This window comes from Dongia sp. (assembly GCF_041905885.1).
Lineage (GTDB): Bacteria > Pseudomonadota > Alphaproteobacteria > Dongiales > Dongiaceae > Dongia.
The window spans coordinates 27,873-47,415 of record NZ_JAYRKD010000030.1 but is presented as its reverse complement, the minus strand read 5'-3'; the positions used below and the strand labels follow the sequence as shown (position 1 = coordinate 47,415).

The 19,543-nt window shown below is 67.3% G+C and carries 19 protein-coding genes; 10 read left to right on the top strand and 9 right to left on the bottom strand.

Annotation, left to right across the window (positions count from 1 at the left end):
• Positions 1-21 precede the first annotated feature (21 nt).
• The 3 genes from ACH2CY_RS23435 to ACH2CY_RS23425 are packed head-to-tail and all read right to left on the bottom strand — an operon-like array spanning position 22 to position 2,091.
• A complete protein-coding gene (locus ACH2CY_RS23435; RefSeq protein WP_395022133.1) occupies positions 22-384 on the bottom strand; it encodes a hypothetical protein in 363 nt (120 codons plus the stop codon).
• Entirely contained in the window at positions 377-1,597 is a 1,221-nt protein-coding gene (locus ACH2CY_RS23430; protein WP_395022132.1) for an MFS transporter, read from the bottom strand. The genes ACH2CY_RS23435 and ACH2CY_RS23430 overlap by 8 nt, the downstream gene beginning before the upstream one ends.
• Complete coding sequence (locus ACH2CY_RS23425; RefSeq protein ID WP_395022131.1) at positions 1,594-2,091, bottom strand: winged helix-turn-helix transcriptional regulator; 498 nt, start codon at positions 2,089-2,091, stop codon at positions 1,594-1,596. Before ACH2CY_RS23425 ends, ACH2CY_RS23430 begins: the two co-directional genes overlap by 4 nt.
• 107 nt (positions 2,092-2,198) lie before the next feature.
• On the opposite strand from ACH2CY_RS23425, the gene ACH2CY_RS23420 reads away from it, so the two are divergent.
• The 3 genes from ACH2CY_RS23420 to ACH2CY_RS23410 are packed head-to-tail and all read left to right on the top strand — an operon-like array spanning position 2,199 to position 4,464.
• Positions 2,199-2,741, top strand: coding sequence for a PAS domain-containing protein (locus ACH2CY_RS23420; RefSeq protein WP_395022129.1), 543 nt, complete (start codon positions 2,199-2,201; stop codon positions 2,739-2,741).
• Positions 2,738-3,274 (top strand): PAS domain-containing protein, encoded by a 537-nt coding sequence (locus ACH2CY_RS23415; protein WP_395022128.1) that lies wholly within the window; start codon positions 2,738-2,740, stop codon positions 3,272-3,274. Before ACH2CY_RS23420 ends, ACH2CY_RS23415 begins: the two co-directional genes overlap by 4 nt.
• 59 nt (positions 3,275-3,333) lie before the next feature.
• Positions 3,334-4,464: a rhomboid family intramembrane serine protease gene (locus ACH2CY_RS23410; protein ID WP_395022127.1), complete on the top strand. Its 1,131-nt coding sequence runs from the start codon at positions 3,334-3,336 to the stop codon at positions 4,462-4,464.
• Positions 4,465-4,470: 6 nt separating this feature from the next.
• Here ACH2CY_RS23410 and ACH2CY_RS23405 read toward each other — a convergent pair whose 3' ends face one another.
• Positions 4,471-5,268 carry an SDR family NAD(P)-dependent oxidoreductase gene (locus tag ACH2CY_RS23405; RefSeq protein WP_395022126.1) on the bottom strand — a complete coding sequence of 266 codons (798 nt, stop codon included), beginning with the start codon at positions 5,266-5,268 and terminating at the stop codon, positions 4,471-4,473.
• A 148-nt stretch (positions 5,269-5,416) separates the two neighbouring features.
• Here ACH2CY_RS23405 and ACH2CY_RS23400 point away from each other — a divergent pair, with 148 nt between their 5' ends.
• Positions 5,417-6,613 (top strand): phosphoglycerate kinase, encoded by a 1,197-nt coding sequence (locus ACH2CY_RS23400; RefSeq protein WP_395022125.1) that lies wholly within the window; start codon positions 5,417-5,419, stop codon positions 6,611-6,613.
• Complete coding sequence (locus ACH2CY_RS23395; RefSeq protein ID WP_395022123.1) at positions 6,610-7,170, top strand: NUDIX domain-containing protein; 561 nt, start codon at positions 6,610-6,612, stop codon at positions 7,168-7,170. The genes ACH2CY_RS23400 and ACH2CY_RS23395 overlap by 4 nt, the downstream gene beginning before the upstream one ends.
• 245 nt (positions 7,171-7,415) lie before the next feature.
• Here ACH2CY_RS23395 and hrpB read toward each other — a convergent pair whose 3' ends face one another.
• Positions 7,416-9,911 carry an ATP-dependent helicase HrpB gene (hrpB, locus tag ACH2CY_RS23390; protein WP_395022122.1) on the bottom strand — a complete coding sequence of 832 codons (2,496 nt, stop codon included), beginning with the start codon at positions 9,909-9,911 and terminating at the stop codon, positions 7,416-7,418.
• Positions 9,912-10,123: 212 nt separating this feature from the next.
• Between hrpB and ACH2CY_RS23385 the strand changes: the two genes are divergently transcribed.
• The 3 genes from ACH2CY_RS23385 (at position 10,124) to ACH2CY_RS23375 (ending at position 12,834) form a co-directional block, all read left to right on the top strand.
• Positions 10,124-10,798, top strand: coding sequence for a response regulator (locus tag ACH2CY_RS23385; RefSeq protein WP_395022121.1), 675 nt, complete (start codon positions 10,124-10,126; stop codon positions 10,796-10,798).
• Positions 10,799-10,807: 9 nt separating this feature from the next.
• Positions 10,808-12,271, top strand: coding sequence for a sensor histidine kinase (locus ACH2CY_RS23380; RefSeq protein ID WP_395022120.1), 1,464 nt, complete (start codon positions 10,808-10,810; stop codon positions 12,269-12,271).
• Between the two features lie 83 nt (positions 12,272-12,354).
• On the top strand, positions 12,355-12,834 hold the full coding sequence (locus tag ACH2CY_RS23375; protein ID WP_395022118.1) for a PAS domain-containing protein: 480 nt from the start codon (positions 12,355-12,357) through the stop codon (positions 12,832-12,834).
• On the opposite strand, the gene ACH2CY_RS23370 is transcribed toward ACH2CY_RS23375, so the two are convergent.
• The gene (locus ACH2CY_RS23370) at positions 12,824-13,411 is read right to left on the bottom strand and encodes a hypothetical protein (protein WP_395022117.1); all 588 of its coding nucleotides are present in this window, start codon (positions 13,409-13,411) and stop codon (positions 12,824-12,826) included. The two genes, ACH2CY_RS23375 and ACH2CY_RS23370, sit on opposite strands and share 11 nt — an antisense overlap.
• 104 nt (positions 13,412-13,515) lie before the next feature.
• Here ACH2CY_RS23370 and lptE point away from each other — a divergent pair, with 104 nt between their 5' ends.
• Both lptE and ACH2CY_RS23360 read left to right on the top strand, forming a co-directional pair.
• The gene (lptE, locus tag ACH2CY_RS23365) at positions 13,516-14,115 is read left to right on the top strand and encodes an LPS assembly lipoprotein LptE (protein WP_395022115.1); all 600 of its coding nucleotides are present in this window, start codon (positions 13,516-13,518) and stop codon (positions 14,113-14,115) included.
• A gap of 155 nt (positions 14,116-14,270) precedes the next feature.
• Entirely contained in the window at positions 14,271-16,196 is a 1,926-nt protein-coding gene (locus ACH2CY_RS23360) for a hypothetical protein (RefSeq protein WP_395022114.1), read from the top strand.
• Here the strand turns inward: ACH2CY_RS23360 and neuC are convergent.
• The 3 genes from neuC to ACH2CY_RS23345 are packed head-to-tail and all read right to left on the bottom strand — an operon-like array spanning position 16,193 to position 19,525.
• Positions 16,193-17,353: a UDP-N-acetylglucosamine 2-epimerase gene (gene neuC / locus ACH2CY_RS23355; protein WP_395022112.1), complete on the bottom strand. Its 1,161-nt coding sequence runs from the start codon at positions 17,351-17,353 to the stop codon at positions 16,193-16,195. The genes ACH2CY_RS23360 and neuC overlap by 4 nt on opposite strands.
• Positions 17,350-18,546, bottom strand: a complete 1,197-nt coding sequence (locus tag ACH2CY_RS23350; protein WP_395022110.1) for a LegC family aminotransferase — start codon at positions 18,544-18,546, stop codon at positions 17,350-17,352. The genes neuC and ACH2CY_RS23350 overlap by 4 nt, the downstream gene beginning before the upstream one ends.
• Positions 18,521-19,525, bottom strand: coding sequence for an NAD-dependent 4,6-dehydratase LegB (locus tag ACH2CY_RS23345; RefSeq protein WP_395022108.1), 1,005 nt, complete (start codon positions 19,523-19,525; stop codon positions 18,521-18,523). Before ACH2CY_RS23345 ends, ACH2CY_RS23350 begins: the two co-directional genes overlap by 26 nt.
• Between the last annotated feature and the right edge of the window lie 18 nt (positions 19,526-19,543).

The following is a 19,543-nucleotide window of genomic DNA, read 5'->3' as shown; positions in this document are numbered from 1 at the left end:
CAACTGAAGGCAAATTAATGGTTAATTTCCGCGCGCCGTCGCGCCGATGCAGCCGGCGAAGCTGAAACCGGCGAAGGACATGTTCTCAAAGACTGCGAGCGCGCCCTGTTGTTGCAGACGACCGGCCAGTCCCGGCGCGTCGTCGGCGACCACCAGCAGGTTGTCGAACCAGGACGCTGAGACCAACTTCGCACCTGCAGCAGCGCTCGCCGTGACGGATTGGGCGGCATCGGTCCCGATCGGATAGAGCACGATCACGGTCCCGCTCGCCTGCGGCGGCAAGGCGGCGGCTGCGATGAGCAGTGCCATTGCCGCCAGCCAGATCCCGGTGATCCATGCCAGCAGCTTCAGGGCAAAGCGGTGATCCGCCGCCGCCTCACGCAACTTGCAGCGCCGCCCGCGCCGGCCGTTCGGCGATCGGCCAATGCAAGGCGGCGGAGGCGATACCGAGCCCGACGCTGATCCACCAGACCAGGCTGTAGGAGCCATAGGCGTCATAGGCCCAGCCGCCCAGCCAGACCCCGATGAAGGCGCCGATCTGGTGGCTGAAGAAGACCAGGCCGAACAGCATCGACATGTAGCGCGGCCCGAACATCAACGCGACCAGGCCGGAGGTCGGCGGCACGGTCGAGAGCCAGAGCAGGCCCATGGCGGCGGAGAAGGCGAGCACGCTGGGCACCGAGACGGGGGTCAGCACGAAGATCGCAATGACCGCCGCGCGGCCGAGATAGATCGCCGAGAGCAGGTTCTTCTTGCTGCGGCGTCCGGCGAGCACGCCAGCGGCATAAGCGCCGATGGTGTTGAAAAGCCCGACGAAGCCGATCGCCCAGGCGCCGACCGCGGGGCTCAATCCATATCCGGCGATATAGGCCGGCATATGCACCTGAATGAAGGCGAGGTGAAAGCCGCAGACGAAGAAGCCGGCGATCAGCAGCCAATAGCTCTTGTGCGTCGAAGCTTCGCGCAATGCGGCGCCGAGGCTCTGCGGTGCCTGCGGCGTTGCGGCCGGCTCGCGGTGGCTGCGCAGGGCGAAGGCGACCGGGATGATCGGCAAGGCGGCGGCCGCGAGCAGCATCAGCGCGACCGGCCAGCCCCAGGCGGCGATGAAGCCCTGGCCGATCGGTGCGAACAGGAACTGGCCGAGCGAGCCCGCCGCGGTGGCGACGCCCGACGCCCAGGCGCGCCGCTCCGGCGGCAACAGCCGGCCGAAGGCGCCGAGCACGATGAACATTGAGGCCCCCGAAAGCCCGAGCCCGGTCATCACGCCCAGCGTCAGGTGCAGGGCGAAGGAGCCCTCGACCACGGCGCCGAGCGCGATGCCCGCGGCATAGAGCAAGGCGCCGCCGGCCAGCACCCGGCCGCCGCCATAGCGGTCGGCGATGGCGCCGGCGAAAGGCTGGCCCAGGCCCCACATCAGGTTCTGGATCGCCAGCGCCAGGGCAAAGGTCTCGCGGCTCCAGCCGCGTGTCTCCAGCATCGGTTCCTGGAACAGGCCGAAATCGGCGCGCACGCCGTAGCCGATCAGCGAGACGATGGCACCGGCCGCGACGATGCGGCCCGGCGTGATCAGGCGGGGCGTGATGAATCGAGACATCATGCGGTTGCTTTCCTCGCTGCTGCCAGGCGCTTGGCGCGTTCGGCGGCAAAGCGCGGTGTCATCGTCGCCTTGACGTCGCGCGCGGTCACCGCTTCCCCGCAGGCCGCGCAGGTCGGCACGATATGGAGCCGGTGGTTGCAGCCCTTGTGGGTGCGGATCGTCGCCGGCCCCTGCGGCGACTTCAGCCATTTCTCGCCCCAGCCAATGAGGGCGATGAAGGCGGGATAGAGCTCATGGCCGCGCTCGCTCAGCCGGTATTCATAGCGCGGCGGATGGTCCTGGTAGCGCCGTTTCTCCAGCACCTTATGCTCGACCAGCTTCTTCAGCCGCGCGGCGACGAGATGCGGCGCCGCGCCCAGGTTCAGCTGGAACTCGTCATAGCGCCGCGTGCCGAGAAAGCATTCGCGCAAGACCAGCATGGTCCAGCGGTCGCCGATCACGCCGAGCGTGCGGGCCAGTCCACAAAGCGAGTCGTCGATCTCGTTCCAGCGCATCGGCCGATCGTAGTAACTTCTGAAACAGAAGTCACTAACCGATTTGGCTCCGTCCCGCCGTCCCGCCCAGGGTGCAATTTGATGTCGGTCATGCCATATCTCCGGCAATGAGCTTCGAAGCCTTTTTCCAGGCGATCCAGTCCGAGCCCTTGCGCGTTCTCGCCGGCCAATGGGCGGCGGCGCGGGGCGGCCGGCGCATGCCGGCCTTCCGCGACATCGACCCGGTTGGGATCGGACGGCATCTGCGCTATGTCTGGGCCTGGAAATACGACCAGGCTGCGGACTCCTTCCTCGGCCGGCTGGCAGGCGAGGAGATCGACCGTGCTTTCGGCAAGTCGCTGCGCGGCATGCAGATGGACGCGTTCTACGCGCCAAATGTGTATGAAGTGGTGTTCCCGCGGCATCGCCGGGTCGTCACCGAGCCCAGCTTCTTCCACGGCACCGGCATGGTGTTCTCGCGCATGGGCTCCAGCATGACCGGCGAGCGGATCAGCCTGCCGCTGGCGGAGGATGGCGTGGTCGGCGACGGCATTATCGGCGGCACCTTCTACACCTCGCTGCCCCCCGGCGATGAGCATCGCCCGCTCGGTCCGGACTTCACGCCGGAGCAGGTCGCCTTCTACCCGCTTGACCCGGACGGCGCGCCATGAGCTTCCAGGAATTCTTCGACAGCATCACCGGGCCGGAGCTGCGCGCCATCGCCGCGCACTGGGACCAGGCGCGCGGCACGCGCCGCATGCCGGCCTGGGGCGGCATCGACCCGGTCGCGATCGGCCGCAATCTTCGTTACGTCTGGTCGTGGAAATACGACCGCGACAGCGACACATTCACCGGCCGGCTTGCCGGCGAGGAGATCGTGCGTGCCTTCGGCAAGTCGCCGCGCGGCCTCAAGATGACCGAGTTCTTCACGCCCGAGGTCTATCAGGTCTTCTTCCCCTGGCACCGGCGCATCGTCACCGAGCCCGCTCTCCTGCGCGGCACCGGTCTCATCTACAGCCGGGTCAACCGCAACTTCTCCGGCGAGCGGATCATGATGCCGCTGGCGGAAGACGGCGCGCTCGGCGACGGCATCATCGGCGCCAGCGTCTATCGCCCGCTGGAATTCGACGGCAAGCCACCGGAGCAGCCGACCGGCCTCAACCCCGAGCAGATCGTGTTCTTTCCGCTGGAGAACCGGGGGTAGCGACAGCACTGCAGCGTCGCCACTTTGACGGTCGCGGGGTCGCCTTGTAGGATCGCGGCATGAGCCTCGCCGCGAGCCCGCTGCCCGCCCAGGATGAAATTCAGGCCGCGCCGGCCGTAAGGCCGTGGCTTACCGCGACACTGCTGGTGTCTATCTGCGCGATCTACGCCATCGAGGTGATGCGCCCGGTCGGTGGCGGCGTGAAGTTCACGCCGAGCATCGAAACCCTGGTCGCCTACGGCGCGCTGGTCCCGGATCTCGTCGCCGAGCGCGGCGAATGGTATCGCCTCCTGACCGCGCCGCTGCTGCACGGCAGCCTCCTGCATATCCTGATGAACGGCCTCGCGCTGTGGTCGATTGGCCCCGATCTCGAGCGGAGGGTCGGCCGAACCTGGCTGTTCGTCCTGTTCTTCCTGGGCGCCATCGGCGGCGCTCTCGGGTCCTTCTTGCTGAACCCTTCGGACATCGTCTCGGTCGGCGCTTCGGGCGCCATCATGTGCCTGATTGCCGCGGCTTTCGTCGTCATGTTTCATTCGCGCGAGGCGCGCCGATGGGACCTGCAATGGGAGATGCTGCGCGCGGTGGGCCTTTCGCTCGTGCCGCTGATCTTCATCGGGAGCCATACCGGGATTGACGGTGCGGCGCATCTCGGCGGCGCGGTCACCGGTTTCGCCCTCGGCGGTCTGTTGTGGCTCAACTGGGAGGGCGAAGGGCCGGCCCCAAGGTGGCGATATCCGGCACGCTTGCTCGCGGGCCTTGGCGGGGTGCTCTTTGTGATCGCGATCGCGCGCGCCGGGACGCTGCATCATCAATACGCGCTGACGGCGGGAATGATTCCAAGTTCCGAAGTGCCGGTCGGGAATGATGCCACCCTGCGCCTGGGTCCGGCACTCATCCAACAATACCCGAATGATCCGCGTTCACACTGGCTGCAAGGCCAGGTCTATCAACTCACCGATGTGCACGATCTCGGCAATGCGGAACGTGAATTGCGGCTGGCGCTGGCCGATCCGCTTCTGCGAACCCGGTTCCTGCCGGACCTGCGGCGCAAGATGGAGTTCGACTTGGCAGAGCTGCTTATGGAAACCGGGCGCTCGGCCCAGGCCGTGGAACTGGCCAAGCCGTTCTGCAGCACCTTGGACGATTTCATGATGCACATTTACCATGAACTCTGCCCGCCCGCGAACTGACGGCACTCAGCTCCACTTCTTCGTGACGCTTTCGACCGCGGCGGTGACGATGCGTCGGGGCAGAAAGCGCATCGCGGCGGTGGCGAGATAGTTGCCGGGGCCGACGATATGGACCGTGCGATGGCCGAGCGCCTGCAGGCCTTCGCGTACGACCCGATCCGGCTCGTGCATGGAGAAGCCGAGATGCTCGATGCCGGCGCGTTCGAAGAAGCGCGTCTTGGTGGCGCCGGGGCAGAGCGCCAGGATGTCGATCGGCCGGTCGGAGAGCTCTTCCGCCAGCGCCTCGGTGTAGTGCAGCAGGAAGGCCTTGCTGGCGGCATAGGTGGCGAAGAACGGCATCGGCCCGAAAGCCGCGGCGCTGGAGACATTGATGATCCCGGCCCGGCCGCCTGGTTCGCCTTCCGGCTGGTTCTGCCTGGCCTCGGCCCGACGCAGCATGCCGGGGATGAGGGCGCGGCAAATCTCGACCGGGGTCAGGGCGTTGACCTTCACGATCTCCGATTCCCGCTCCGGCGCGTTCTCGATCACCCGGCCGAGCCGGCCGACGCCGGCATTGTTGATCACGAGGTCGACCGCGGCGCTCTCGGCGGCCGCGATCGCGGCGCCGCGCTCCTGGTCATCCGAAAGATCGGCGGTGACGATCCGGACCACGCGGCCGGGCGAGGTCAGCTCCTGGGCGAGCTTGCTCAGCCGATCGCGGTCGCGCCCGGCCAGCAGCAAGGCCGTCGAGCGCGGCAGGCCGCGGGCGAAGGCCTCGCCGATTCCACTGGAGGCGCCGGTGATCAACGCGGAGCGAAACGCCATCAAATACTCCCCATGACGGGCGAATCTTAGCTTTCAGAGTGGCGCGGTTGCAATCCACCGCCGTCTATGGCACTTGGCCCAGGGCGATGCTTGTCCCTTCCGGACAGATGGATATCCACCCCCCGAGCGACCCAGGACCCGAGCGACCATGAGCGAATTCCGCACCCTCGACGACCTCGACTTTCGTGGCAAGCGCGCAATCGTGCGCCTCGACCTCAACGTCCCGATGAAGGACGGCAAGGTGACCGATTCAACGCGCATCGACCGATCCGCGGCCACGTTGAAGGAACTGGTCGGCAAGGGCGCCAAGGTGATCGTGATGGCGCATTTCGGGCGACCCAAGGGCAAGCGCGCGCCGGAATTCTCGCTGCAGCCGCTGGTCGCGCCGCTGGCGAAGGCGCTCGGCCGTCCGGTCGCCTTCGCCGAGGACTGCATCGGTGCGCCGGCGGAAGCGGCGGTTGCTAAGCTGAAGGACGGCGACGTCCTGCTGCTGGAGAATCTCCGCTTCCACGATGCGGAGGAGGCGAATGACGCCGGCTTCGCCAAGGCGCTGGCCGCGCTGGCGGATGTTTACGTGAACGACGCATTTTCGTGTGCGCATCGCGCCCATGCCTCGACCGAAGGCATTGCAAAGGTCTTGCCGGCTGTCGCCGGAAGACTCATGCAGACCGAGCTCGATCATCTCAGTGCGGCGCTCGGTAACCCGAAGCGTCCGGTGATGGCGATCGTCGGCGGCGCCAAGGTCTCGACCAAGCTCGACCTGCTCGGCAATCTGGTCGGCAAGGTCGATCTCCTGGTGATCGGCGGCGGCATGGCCAACACCTTCCTCTTCGCCGAGGGCAAGGAAGTCGGCAAGTCGCTGGCCGAGCGCGACATGGCGGAGACCGCGCGCAAGATCGTCGCCGAGGCTAAGCGGAAGAATTGCCGCATCGTGCTGCCGGTGGACGCGGTCACGGCCGCCGAGTTCAAGGCCGGCGTCGCCACCAAGACCGTCGATATCGATGCGGTTCCGGCCGACCAGATGATCCTCGACATCGGGCCGAAATCGGCGAAGGAGATCGGCGATCTCCTGAAGACCTGCAAGACCCTGGTCTGGAACGGCCCGGTCGGCGCCTTCGAGACGTCGCCCTTCGACCAGGGCACCACCGCGGCCGCCAAGGCCGCCGCCGCGCTCACCACGTCGAAGGCCTTGCTCTCGGTCGCGGGCGGCGGCGACACCGTCGCGGCGCTCGCCCATGCCGGCGTGGTCGACCAGTTCTCCTATGTCTCGACCGCGGGCGGCGCCTTCCTGGAATGGCTGGAAGGCAAGGACCTGCCCGGCGTCGCCGCCCTGAAGAGACAATGAGCGACGACGCTTCCCAGGCGAAGGGCAACTTCAAGCGCTTCATTCCCGAGGGCGACAGCCTCGAACGCCTGGTCTGCGTCGATTGCGGCTTCATCAACTACGAAAATCCGAAGATCGTGGTCGGCTCGGTCGTCCACGAGGGCGGCAAGATCCTGCTCTGCCGCCGCGCGATCAACCCGCGCAAGGGCTTCTGGACCCTGCCCGCCGGCTTCATGGAGCAGCACGAGACCACGACGGAAGGCGCGATGCGCGAGGCCTTAGAAGAAGCGACGGCGAAGATCGAGATTGAGGCTTTGCTCGCCGTCTATTCCATCCCGCGCTTGAGCCAGGTGCAGCTGATCTACCGCGCGCATCTCGCGACACCCGGCATCGCGCCGGGTCCGGAGAGCGAAGAGGTCGGCTTCTTCAGCTTTGATGAGATCGCCCGCAAGGAGCTCGCCTTCCCCTCCGTGCATTGGGCGCTCGGGCATTTCCGCGCGGTGGCAGACCAGGCACACTTCCCACCTTTCGCTAATCCTCCGGGTGAACTCGGCGACCTGAAGCCGGAGGGTCTCTGAAGGACTCAAGGCGCCCAATATGGTAAGATCGGTGCGCTGTTTGAGATCGTAAATTTGCATCCAGCGCCGCGTCCCAGACATGCAAGATGCTTGCTGCACTGCATCGCAGACCCAGCACAGACAGAATAAAATTTGCCTGCGCTGTGCATGTTGCACCGCATCGCAGACCGGACGCAGACAGAATTAAAATTGCTGGCGCTGTAGTTGCTGCACTGCATAGCGGACCTGACCCGGACAGAATCACGTCACCGCGGCCGCGGCTTCGCCCGCGCGGTCGGTTCCGCCAGCAAAGGATTGTCGGGCCAGGAGTGTTTCGGATACTGGCCGCGGAGGTCGGCACGGACGGCGGCATAGCCGTTCTTCCAGAAGCTGGCGAGATCGCGGGTCACCTGCACCGGCCGCCGGGCCGGCGACAGCAGGTGCAGCAACAGCGGTACGCGTCCACCGGCGAGCCGCGGCGTGTCGACCGCACCGAACATCTCCTGCAGCCGCACCGCCAGCACCGGCGCTTGGGGGTCGCTGTAATCGATCGCGATCCGCGAACCGGAAGGCACGGCGACATGGGTCGGCGCCGCTTCGTCGAGCTTCTTCTTCAGCTTCCAGTCGAGCCGGGCTTCCAGCGCCGCCCTGAGATCGACCCGCGCGAGATGGCTGCGACGCGTGATCCCGGCGAGGAACGGCGCCAGCCAGTCCTCGAGGCCGGCCAGCAGGGCCGCATCGCCGAGATCCGGCCATTCGCCGGCTTCGCCTTCGGCCGCGCGCAGGAAGGCGATGCGCTGGCGCCATGCCTCGATCTCCGGCGTCCAGGGCAGGGCGGCGAGGCCCATCTCGCGGATGCCGGCGATCATCGCGGCGACGACGGCCTCGCCCGATGGCGTTGTCAGGGCCCGCTCTTCCAGCACCAGCGACCAGAGCCGCCGCTCGGCTTTCGCCTCCACGGTTTCGGCCCGGGAGTTCCAGGCGATGGCTTCGACTGTCTCGATCGCCTCGGCGAAATCGCTCTCGATCTCGGCCAGGGTCAGCGGCGCGGCGAGAAACACGCGCGCCTCGCGCCGGTCGCCGTCGAGGGCCGCGATCGCCAGGAACGCCTCGCGCGCCAGCGGGTCGGTCTCGTTGAGCCGCGCGCCCTTGCCGTTGGAGAGACGATACTGGCCCGGCCCGCCGCGCCGTTGCGCCAGGCGATCGGGATAGGCCAGCGCGACCACCGCGCCGACCGCGGCGCGCATGGGATTGCGATCCAGCGCAACGCCAAGCTGCTTGCGCCAAGCTTCCGCGGAGCGGCGTACGCGATCCCGCGCGCCGCGCTCCGCCGGACCCTCGCCGTGCAGCAGGTCGAGCCGGTGCCGCAGATCGGCATCCTCGTTGCGGCCCTTCACCAGGTCGCGCTCCGAGAGCAGGGCGGCGAGGTCGCAGGCCAGCGAGCCCAGGCCTTGTTCCTTCGCCTTCAGCATCATATGCGCGAGCCGCGGATGGGTGCCGAGCTCGCCCATCGCCTTGCCATGCCGCGTGGCGTGGTGTTGTCCATCCAGCGCACCCAGCCGGCGCAGCAGATCGCGCGCCTGGGCGAGCGGCGCTTCCGGCGGCGGATTGAGCAGGGCCAGCTGCGCAGGGTCTGTGGTGCCCCAGGCGCCGAGCTCTAGCGCGAAGGGCGCTAGATCGGCGGAGAGCATCTCCGGCGGATCATAGGGCGCGAAGGCGCGTTCGCTGGCCTCGCTCCACAGCCGGTAGCAGATTCCGGGCGCGGTGCGTCCGGCGCGACCCCGCCGCTGCTGGGCCGCGGCCAGCGAAACCCGCACCGTGCCGAGGCGCGTCATGCCCGTCGTGGGATCGAATTGCGGCAGCCGCTTCTGCCCGCTGTCGATCACCAGCCGGATGCCGTCGATGGTGAGCGAGGTCTCGGCGATCGAGGTCGCCAGCACGATCTTGCGCCGGCCCTTGGGGTCGGGCTTCAGCGCCAGATCCTGCTCGGCCAGCGGCAGGTCGCCGTGCAACGGCAGGATCGCAAAGTCAGCTTGTGCGAGTCGATCGTTCAAGGCGGTTTGCACACGCCGGATCTCGGCGAGACCGGGCAGGAAGACCAGCGCGTCGCCGGTCTCTTCCTGGGTTGCCTGCAGCACCGCTTTGGTGACGCGGTCCTCGATCCGCTCGATGCCGCGTCCCGACCCATCGCCGAGATGCCGGGTCTCGACCGGAAAGCTGCGGCCCTCGCTGGCCAGGGTCGCGGCATCCGGGAGCAGGGCGGCGACCGCCGCGGTGTCGAGCGTCGCCGACATCACCACCAGCCGGAGATCGGGCCGCAGGCTCGCCTGGGACTCGAGCGCCAGCGCCAGCGCGAGATCGCCGTCGAGCGTGCGTTCATGAAACTCGTCGAATAGGACCGCGGCGACGCCCTTGAGCTCAGGATCGCCCTGCAGCTGGCGCAGGAAGAGTCCGGTGGTGACGCTTTCGATCCGGGTCTGCGGCCCGATCCGCCGGTCCAGCCGGACCCGGTAGCCGACGGTCTCGCCGACCGCTTCCCCCATCAGCTCCGCCATGCGCTGGGCCGCCGCCCGCGCCGCGAGCCGCCGGGGCTGGAGCAGGATGATCCGGCCGCCTGGATCCGCCCAACCTGCTGACAGCAAGGCGGGCGGCACCCGGGTGGTCTTACCGGCGCCGGGCGGGGCTGACAGGACAAGATTGACCTGCCGGGCCAAGGCCTCGCGGATCTGCGGAAGGATGGGGTCGATCGGAAGAGTCTGCATAATCAATTACTTATAGATCCGCCGGGGGTGGCGGCGAGTGCAGCCGGGTCCTGCTGGCTATGTGAAAAGCGCGTAAGGATTCTGTCAGGCACGACGGTTAGCTTACAGCCAGTTCACGGGTTCGAACGGCCGGTCGCGGACCCCAGTGGGAGGCGGCCGGGAGACGGTGCGGGGCGCACCGGCGGGGCAGTTATATCGGAGTTAGGAAAAACATGCGGCTCCTGCTGGTTGAAGACAACGATCGCCTCTCGGAGTTCCTGGAAAAGGCTCTGCACGACAGCGGCTTTACCGTCGATCGCTGCGCCAGCGCGCAGGATGCCGACGCGGCCCTGGCCGGCGTGAAATTCGACGCCACCATCATGGATCTCGGCCTGCCCGACGGCGACGGCCTCGGGCTGGTGAAGTCCATGCGTACCCGCGGCGACCAGACCCCGGTGCTGATCCTGACCGCGCGCGATGCGCTCAACGACCGGGTCGGCGGCCTCAACGGCGGCGCCGACGACTACATGGTGAAGCCCTTCGCCATGGAAGAACTGATCGCGCGGGTGAAGGCGCTGCTGCGCCGCCCGGGCGCCGCGCTCGGCGTCGAGCTCACGCTCGGCAATGTCACGCTCGACACCACCGGCCCCAACCTCACCGTCGCCGGCAAGCCGGTCTCGCTCACCCGGCGCGAGGTGACTCTGCTCGAAATCCTGCTGCGCCGGCCCGGCAAGGTGGTCAGCCGTAACGCGATCGAGGACGGGCTCTACGGCTTCAACGACGACGTCGGCTCCAACGCGCTGGAAGTGCTGGTTTCGCGGCTCAGGAAGAAGCTGATCTCGGTCGGCGCCGACATCCAGCTCCACACCGTGCGCGGCGTCGGCTACATGGCGATGGATCGCGGCTGATCGTGCCCGATGATTGCTGACGGGATCGGCGTGCCGGGGGCGCCCCCGCGCGCCGAAAGCCCCTTGAACCGGTCGCCGTCGCTCGGCCCTGGCGCTACATTGGGCGCCATGGGTTCCAACCGCGCCTCGCTGCAAGCACGCCTCATCCTCCGGCTTTGCGCCGTGTTCGTGGCCTTCTTCGTGGTCGCGGGCATGGTGGTCTTCCTGATCTATCAAACCGATTCGGAAGAGATTCCGTTCGACGTGCTGGTGGACGACCTGCATGCCCTGAAGCTTGCCGTCACCGTGGAGAACGGCGGCCGGGTGACGGTGGACGAGACCAAGCTCTCGCCGACCATCGGCTACATGGTGCGCTCGCTGGACGGGCAGGTGAAGCTCTCGGGCGGCCGCCATGCCGACGAGCTCCAGGCGATCGAGACTCCGGCCATCGACGAGGTCACCGAAAGCTGCCGCCTGGCCGGCAAGGAGCGGCCGCAGCGCGCCCGTCCGCGCAACCGCCAATGCAGCCTCTCCGAGCTGCTGGAGATCAATGGCGATACCCTGGTCATGCAGGTGACGCGGCGGATCTCGCCGACCTCGACCGCGCTCGACGCCTTGTTCTACGAGTGGCTGGGCGAATATCTCCCGGTCACCCTGCCGATGCTGCTGGTGCTGCTCACCGCGCTGATCTTCACCTTGCGCGGCGCGATGAAGCCCCTGGAGCGGCTGATGCGCTACGCGCGCGCGATCAACCCGGCCCAGACCGGCGTGCGCCTGCCGACCGACGATCTGCCGAAGGAGCTGCTGGGCGCGGTGGAGGCGGTGAATGGCGCGCTGGAGCGCCTCGACCGCGGCTTCCAGGCCCAGCGTGACTTCTTGGCCGACGCCGCGCATGAACTCCGGACACCGCTGGCGATCCTCGCCGCGCATCTCGACAGCATGCAGGACCCGGCGGGCACCGCCGCGTTGCGTGCCGATGTCGAGCGGATGACCAAGCTGGTCGGCCAGCTGCTGGTGGTCGCGCAGCTGGAAGCCCTGACCATCCGCCCGGACGAGCAGGCGGATCTTTCGGAGATCGCCGCCGAAGTCGCGATCCTGATGGCCCCGCTCGCCGTGAAGGCCGGGCGCAACGTCGCCGTGCTCAACGCCGAGCAGCCGGTGCCGGTGCGCGGCAACCGCGATGCGCTCTATCAGGCTTTGCGCAACTTGGTCGAGAACGCGCTGAAATACACGCCGCCCGGCACCGAGGTCGAGATCGAGCTCGATCCGAGCGGCGGCGTCTCGGTCTCGGATCGCGGCCCCGGTATCCCCGAGGAGCAGCGCCTGCTGCTGTTCCAGCGCTTCTGGCGCGCCGACCGCCGGCAATCCGGCGGCGCCGGCTTGGGCCTCGCCATCACCCACCGCATCGCCGCCGCCCATAACGGCCAGCTGCTGGTCGATGACAATCCGGGCGGGGGCGCGCGATTCACCTTGCGCGTGCCCAGGGTTGGCTAGGGGTTGGCGAGGCGTGGGCTGAGCCTCGGCTGACAAAGCCACTTTTCTCCGGCATAGTCGCTGCGGGGACGCCAGGAAATGCCGTGGACAAGGTCGAAGACGTCCAGTCGGAGATCGTGCGCACGGGGCACGCCTATTGGCTGGCCCGCAAGCGCGAGGGCGCCTTGCCTTCGCGGGAAGATTTCGACCCGCCGCTGGAGATCCCGCGGCTGATCCCGAACATCATCATCTTCGACGTGCTGCGCGAGCCGCTCGACTTCGTCTACCGCCTGATCGGCTCCAACATCCGCACGCACCTGATGCAGGACCTCACCGGCGTGCGGATGTCGAGCGTCGCATACCAGCGCGCGGACAGCGTGATCTGGGCGCATCAGGCCTGGGTGGTCGAGCATGCCGCGCCGCGCTTCCTGCGCCCGCCCTACGTCGGCCCGCACAAGGACTTCCTGTTCATCGAGGCGGTGATCCTGCCCTGCGGCAGCGAGGCGCGAGTCGACAAGCTGATGGTGTTCGCAGACTTCGTCCGCGCGCTCCGGCCGCGTCAGGCCTCGGGGCCTAGCGAATGAGATCCGCCTGATCTAGCTTGCCGTCGTAGCGGAATCCGCCGTTGCCGTCGGGCTGGAAAATCGCCGCCTCGCCGGGCGCGAGCTCGATTCCGGCCACCCGGCGCACCTGGTCTTCGGTGTCCACCAGCACCGTGTTGGAGCCGGCGGCGGGCGGCGCCGCCAGCATGTGGCTGACGAAAGCGATGTCGTAGAGCTGGGTCTCCAGCAAGGCATGGCCGAAGGCGAGCTCCGCGGTTTGCCGGGTGCGGCAGAGCGGCAATGCATAGACGTTGCCGATCGGCACGCCGAAGGACTGGAAGGCCTGCCCGATATGCACCGCTTCGCCGCGTCCCGCCGTGGTGAGGTTGCGCTGTTTGCCGCAATCCGCGAAGGCGGCGATCGGCGAGTCGGCGCCGAGCAGCTCGCGCGGCCCGGAGAGCCGGCTGGCATGGCGCAGGTAGATCACATAGCCGCCCTTGGTCATGGCCTGCTCGATCAGCGCCTCCTTGACCTCGCCCACGAGGTAGGGGGCGGTGGCGGCGGCGCTCGCCGCCAGTGCCAACAGGGCGAAGCGGCGATAATTCCTGCGGAATTGCATGCGATTTCCGATCTCCTGGTTCCTGGAGCCGCATCTTCTGCCGCCGATATGACAAGCGGCTGTCCGCTGTGATAGAAGGACCCGACATGCGGGCAGGGACGGGCATGAACCGATTGGGGGATATCGAGAGTTCCGCGGCTGGCGGACGCCTGGGACGGCGTCGCCTGATGCTGGCGCTCGGCGCCACGCTGCTGCTCGGCGGCTGCGGTTGGCGGCCGCTCTATGAACGGCCGGGACCCGCCACCAATTCCGGCGGTGTCAGCACCGAGCTCGCCCAGATCAAGATCGACCCGGTGGTGCCGGATTCCAGCATCGATCCACTGCACGGCTCGACCGACGCGCTCTACGATTCGCGGGCAGCACAATTGCTGCAGAACTACCTCAAGGACGCGCTCAATCCGTATGGCCCGCCGAGTGCGGCGGCCTATCATCTGGCGATCCAGCTGCAGCAGCAGACCCGCGCGGCGGCCTCGCTCGGCAACGGCCAGGCCACGCGCGAAGACCTGATCATGATCGCGGAATATGAGCTGAACGACGCCAAGGGACAGACGGTCCTGAAGGACGTCGCCAACATCGTCACCAGCTACGACATCCTGCGCGAGCCCTACATGGACATCTCCTCGCGCCGCGATGCGCAGCAGCGCGCCGCCGCGCAGATCGCCGAGGCGATCCAGACCCGACTCGCGGTCTTCCTGCGGAAATAGCGCCCGAGTCCAACCTGCCGCCAAGTGTCGCAGAGGCTGGGAATAGCCTGGTCAATCTGCTTCAATACCGCCAACAACGCCGCCATAGCGGACAGGCCCATAGCGGACAGGCCCATAGCGGACAGGCCCATAGCGGACAGGCTGGGAGTGGAGAAATGAGCGGGGCAGCAACCGGGGGTCATACCGGGCTTTTGAAGCGTCTGGCGGTCGGCATCGGCCTCGCCAAGCCGAAAAAGGCCAAGAGCGGCGTGCCCGCCGGCAGCGACACCAAGATCAGCCAGACCTTCGATCAGGTGCTGGGCTGGCTGACCCTCGACCAGGCCAAGCGCATCCTGGTCTCCGGCGACCGCGCCTTCTTCGATGCGGTGACGGCGAAAGCGGCGGGTCTTGGCACCACCTGGACCTCTTGCCTGGTCGAAGAGCTGGGGCAGGGCGCGGCCAATCCCGATCAGATCGATTTCGCCGGCTTCGACGCGGTGGTCTGCGGCGGCAGCCAAGCGGGGCTCTCCTTCCGCCACGCGGTCGCCCGCATGGCCGAGGTCGATCCCACGAAGCCGGTGCATTGGGTTGGCGCGGACTGGGAATTCTGCGGCGGGACCTTGCCGGTCCCGAGCGAGGCCGAGGACGCCGAGGCGCTGCTGTTCAATCACTTCCAGCATTACTTCGGCATCAAGGACCCTTTGCTCTACCGCGTCGAGGTCTATCACGGGGCCGAGCGCAAGCATTTCACCCGGATTCTGCAGCCCAACGAATCGCTGGTGATCCGGCTCTCGGATTTCTTCCCCAAGCGCAGCGAGGCCGCCTGCATCGCCGTCTTCGTCGCGCACCCGATCCTGACCCGCGGCCGCCACTATCGCCTCAGGGTCTGCGCCGACATCTTCTGGCGCGATTCCTTCACCACGCTGCACAGCGCCCATGAGTTCAAGCGCAGCCCGAGTCACAAGTTCGAGTTCCGCGCCGCCAAGGACAGTGTCCGCGCCGGCGATATCGTCCTCACCATCCCGAATTATGCGAAGGATCTCGGCGAGGAGCGCAGCGTCGAGGTGACCGGCGCCAATGGCGGCGCCGGCCTGACCCGCCGGTCGGAAGTCTATGTCGAGGAGGTGAAGCTCACCCGCAACGGCGGCGCCGAGCCGTTCTTCGGCTGGAAGTACCGCGGCTACGGCGGCTCCTTCTGGTACAGCTTCGAAGGCCAGCAGGCGTTGGGCGATGGCCATCGCGGCTCGCTCTCCGCCAACCACCACGTCTCCGTACCGATCGCCGAGCGCACCGACTGGGCCGCCGGCGCCGAGGAACTGGCCGAACTGGCGCGCCTGCGCGAGGCCGGCTTCATGGTTGAGCCTTTCCCGGTGCCGATCGCCGAGGAAGGCGACCCGCTGCATTACGCTATCGACTTCGATGTCTCCAATCCCGGCCTGCGGCATTTCCGCATCTTCGCCTTCGGCGGCGACGGCCGCTTCCTCGGCGATCATGCCTACGAGCAGCCCGGCCTCGGCCTGTTCGCGCCCGCGGAGATCCTGAAACGCCAAGGCGTGCAGGGCGCCAAGCTCGCGATCGTCACGCCCGACTGGCAGGCGATCAAGACCCGCCGCGCCGGTTTCAAGCTCTTGAGCCAGTTCATCGTCGAGAACCGCCGCACCGGCGACCGCGATGTCACCGAGTTTCAGAACTGCTGGCGCAATTGCGGCGTGATGGTGCCCGGCATGGCGAGCTTCGCCGGTCCCGGCGCCGCGGTCTTCGGCCGCACCAATCTCTTCGCCCGGGCGCGCCATGGCGGCGGCTATCGCACCGGCCTGCTGGTGGTGAACGGCAGCGGCAGCCTCGACTACAAGCGTGAGGGGACCGCCGAAGTCACCGTCTTCAACACCCGCGGGCAGGGGCGTAACGCGAGCTTTTCCTTGCCGCCCTTCGGCTGGCGTCTCGCCTGGATCGACGAGGTCATTCCCGATCTCGCCGGCCATCTCGGCCAGGCCGGCAACGGCGCCCTGCTGGTCGGCTCGAAGAATGCCGATCTCAACTGCCAGATCGTGACCGTCTCCGATGCCGGCGCGGTCTCGCTGCAGCATATGTGGGGCTACTAGGGAAGGTCCTGGAAGCGCTTGTAGACCAGGCTCGGCCAGTCCGGGATCGATTTCAGCACCGCGACGATCCGCGCCGAGGCTTCGCCGTCGCCATAGGGGTTGACCGTGCCCTTGGGCTGCGACGCCAGCGCTTTCTGAATCGCCGCACCGATCGCCTTGCGCTCCGGCGGGCAGTCGATCACCGATTTCGCGCGCAGGCGGCCGTCCTGGCGCCGGCCGATATTCACCGTAGGCACGTCGAAGCTCGGCGCCTCATAGAGCCCGCTGGACGAATTGCCGACCACCGCCGCGGCGCGCCGCATCAGGTTGAGATAGCGCTCCGGCCCCAACGAAGCATGGGCGAAGCTGTTCGGCCGCCGCTGGGCAAAGGCTTCGATCGCGGCGTTGAGCGCGCGCCCATCGGCATCGGCATTGGCCAGGGTGAACACGACGGTGATTGCCGGATCGACCGCCTCGAGCGCCGCTAGCAATTCGTTCAACTGGTCCAGCGAGGGCAGCGCGTCGAGCGTCACCGGATGGAAGGTCGTCAGTAGAGTGCGGCCACTCAGCTTATGACCTAGCGACTTCTCGAGATCGCCGGGGCTCATCTGCGGCGCCCGCAGGATCGCGTCGATCCCACTGCTGCCGACCGCATGAATCCGATCCTCGGCCTCGCCCAACTGCCGCAGGCGGCGGGCGGCATCCGCGTTGGTCGGGAAATGCAGGCTCGCCATCTTGCTGATCGAATGCCGGAAGGCATCGTCCAGCGCGCCGTCGGTCACATCGCCGCCGCAGAGATGGGCGATCGGGATCTTCTTGACGTAGGCGGCCTGCGCCGCGGCGAAGATCTCGTAGCGGTCGCCGAGCAGCAGCACGAGATCCGGACGCAGCTCCTCGAAGGCGGCCGCGAATCCGGCGACACCCTTGCCGATCGCCGCGGCCATGGCATTGGCGTCGTCGCCCTCGCCCAGGATCGGCACGCGCTTCGTCACCGGGATGCCGTCGGCCGCGATCTGGTCGACCGTCATGCCGAACGCCGGGGCGAGGTGCATGCCGGTCGCGACGACGGTCAGCCGGAAGGATCGCTCTTCCTGGATCCGCCGGATCGGCCAGAGCAGCAGCCCGTAATCCGCCCGGCTGCCGGTCACCACCGCGATCTGGCGGATGCCCTTGATCATACGCGCCCGAGGAAGGGCGAACTCGGCAGGTTGATGATCCGCGGCTGCAGCCTCTCCGCGACATCGAGCGGCATGCGCGGACAGTCCTTGTACATTGGCAGGTGATGGGAGAGGCGCCAGCAGGCGCGGGTCATCAACCCGGCGTCGTGGCAGGCCTGCAGGATCTCGTCGCGCCGCGCGAGATCCGGCGTATCCATGAGCAAGGCCGAAAGCCAGTAGTTGCCGCGGCTCTCCTCAGGCTCGCGGAACACCGAGACGCCCGGCATCCCGGCAAAGATCTGCTCGTAGCGTTCCTGCACCCGCCGCTTCGAGGCCAGCAGCTCCGGCAGCTGTTCCAGCCCGGCGCAGCCCATGGCGGCGTTGATGTTGGGCAGGCGGAAGTTCCAGGCCACCTCGTCGTGGATGAACTCCCAGGGATGCGGCTGCTTCGCCGTCGTCGTCAGATAGCGGATGCGCTTGCCGACCTCGGGATTCTGGCTCAGGATCGCGCCGCCGCCGCCGGTGGTGACGATCTTGTTGCCGTTGAAGCTCATCGCCGCGATCGGCGCGAGGTTGCCGCAATTGCGGCCCTTGTAGGTGCTGCCGATCGCCTCAGCCGCATCTTCGATCACCGGAATCTTCCAACGCGCCGCGACCTCGTTCAGCGCGTCCATATCGACCGGGTGACCGAACACATGCATCGGCAGGATCGCGGCCAGGCGCCGGCCGCTGCGGCGATGGCGCGCGCCGGCATCGGTCAGCTCGGCGATGTCCTTCAGATAGTCGCCGAGTGCTGCGGGATCCATGCCCAAGGTGCGTTCATCGCTTTCGACGAAATGCGGGATCGCGCCGACATGCGCGATCGCATTGTTGGTCGCGACGAAGGTAAGGCTCGGCGAGAGCACCTCCTCGTCAGCCTTCACGCCGGCCACGCGCAGCGCGATCTCGATCGCCACTGTGCCGTTGGCGACCGCGGCGCAAGATGCGGCGCCGGTCAGGTCGCAGAGCATCTGCTCGAATTTCGCGACATAGGCGCCATTATAGGAGACCCAGCCGGTATCCAGGCAGTCCTTCACATAATCCCATTCATGGCCGGTGAATTTCGGCTCATGCAGCTGCACCGGCTTCTCGCTCGGACCGACGACCGAACGGATCGCGGCGACGATCTCCGCCGGCGTCGCCGGACGCTCAGACTTGATAGCGGCTTGGGTCATATGCAGCGAGATTCCGTGGGTCCTTGAACCAGGCGATGGTCTCGGTGAGGCCGCGCTGGAAGCCCTCGCGGCCCGAATACTGCGGCTTCCAGTCGGTCAGCGCCTTGGCCTTCTCGGTCGCGGCCCAGAGCCGCTCGACCTCGCTGGCATCGGGACGCAGGCGCTGCTGATCGACGCTGATGGTGATCTTGCGGCCCATCAGTTCCGCGATGATGTCGGCGGCGTCGCCGATCGAGACCTCGAAGTCGCTGCCGATATTGATGACTTCGCCGACCGCCTTTTCCGAACGCATCACCGCGATGAAGCCGGCCACCGTGTCCTTCACATAGCAGAAGTCACGCGTGGCGGTGAGATTGCCGAGGCGGATCTCGTTCTTGCCGCTGGCGATCTGGGTGATGATGGTCGGCAGCACGGCGCGGGCGGACTGCCGCGGCCCGAAGGTATTGAACGGCCGGATCACCGCGACCGGCAGATTGAAGCTGCGCTGGAAGGCGATCGCCATCTGGTCGGCGCCGACCTTGGTGGCGGCGTAGGGCGATTGCGCGTTCAAGGGATGCTTCTCGTCGATCGGCACATATTGCGCGGTGCCGTAGACCTCGGAAGTCGAAGTATGGACGAACTTCTTGACCCCGAGTTCCTTGGCGGCGCTCAGCAGGTTCAGCGTGCCGTTGACGTTGGTGTCCACATAGCTCTGCGGGGCGGCATAGGAGTAGGGGATGGCGATCAGCGCCGCCAGGTGGAGCACAAGGTCGCAGCCCTGGACCGCCGCCCGGGCGCTGCCCGAATCGCGGATGTCGCCGGTGAAGAAGTCGATCTTCGCCTTCACGTCCTCATCCAGCCGGTCGAGATGCCCCCGGCTGCCGAAGCTGTTGTAAAGGCAGAAGGCGCGGACGCGCGCCCCCTGGCGCACCAGGGTTTCCGTCAGATGCGAGCCGATGAAGCCGTCGGCTCCGGTTACCAGAATCCGGTCGTCCGCCATGGTTTTCCGCGAGAATCA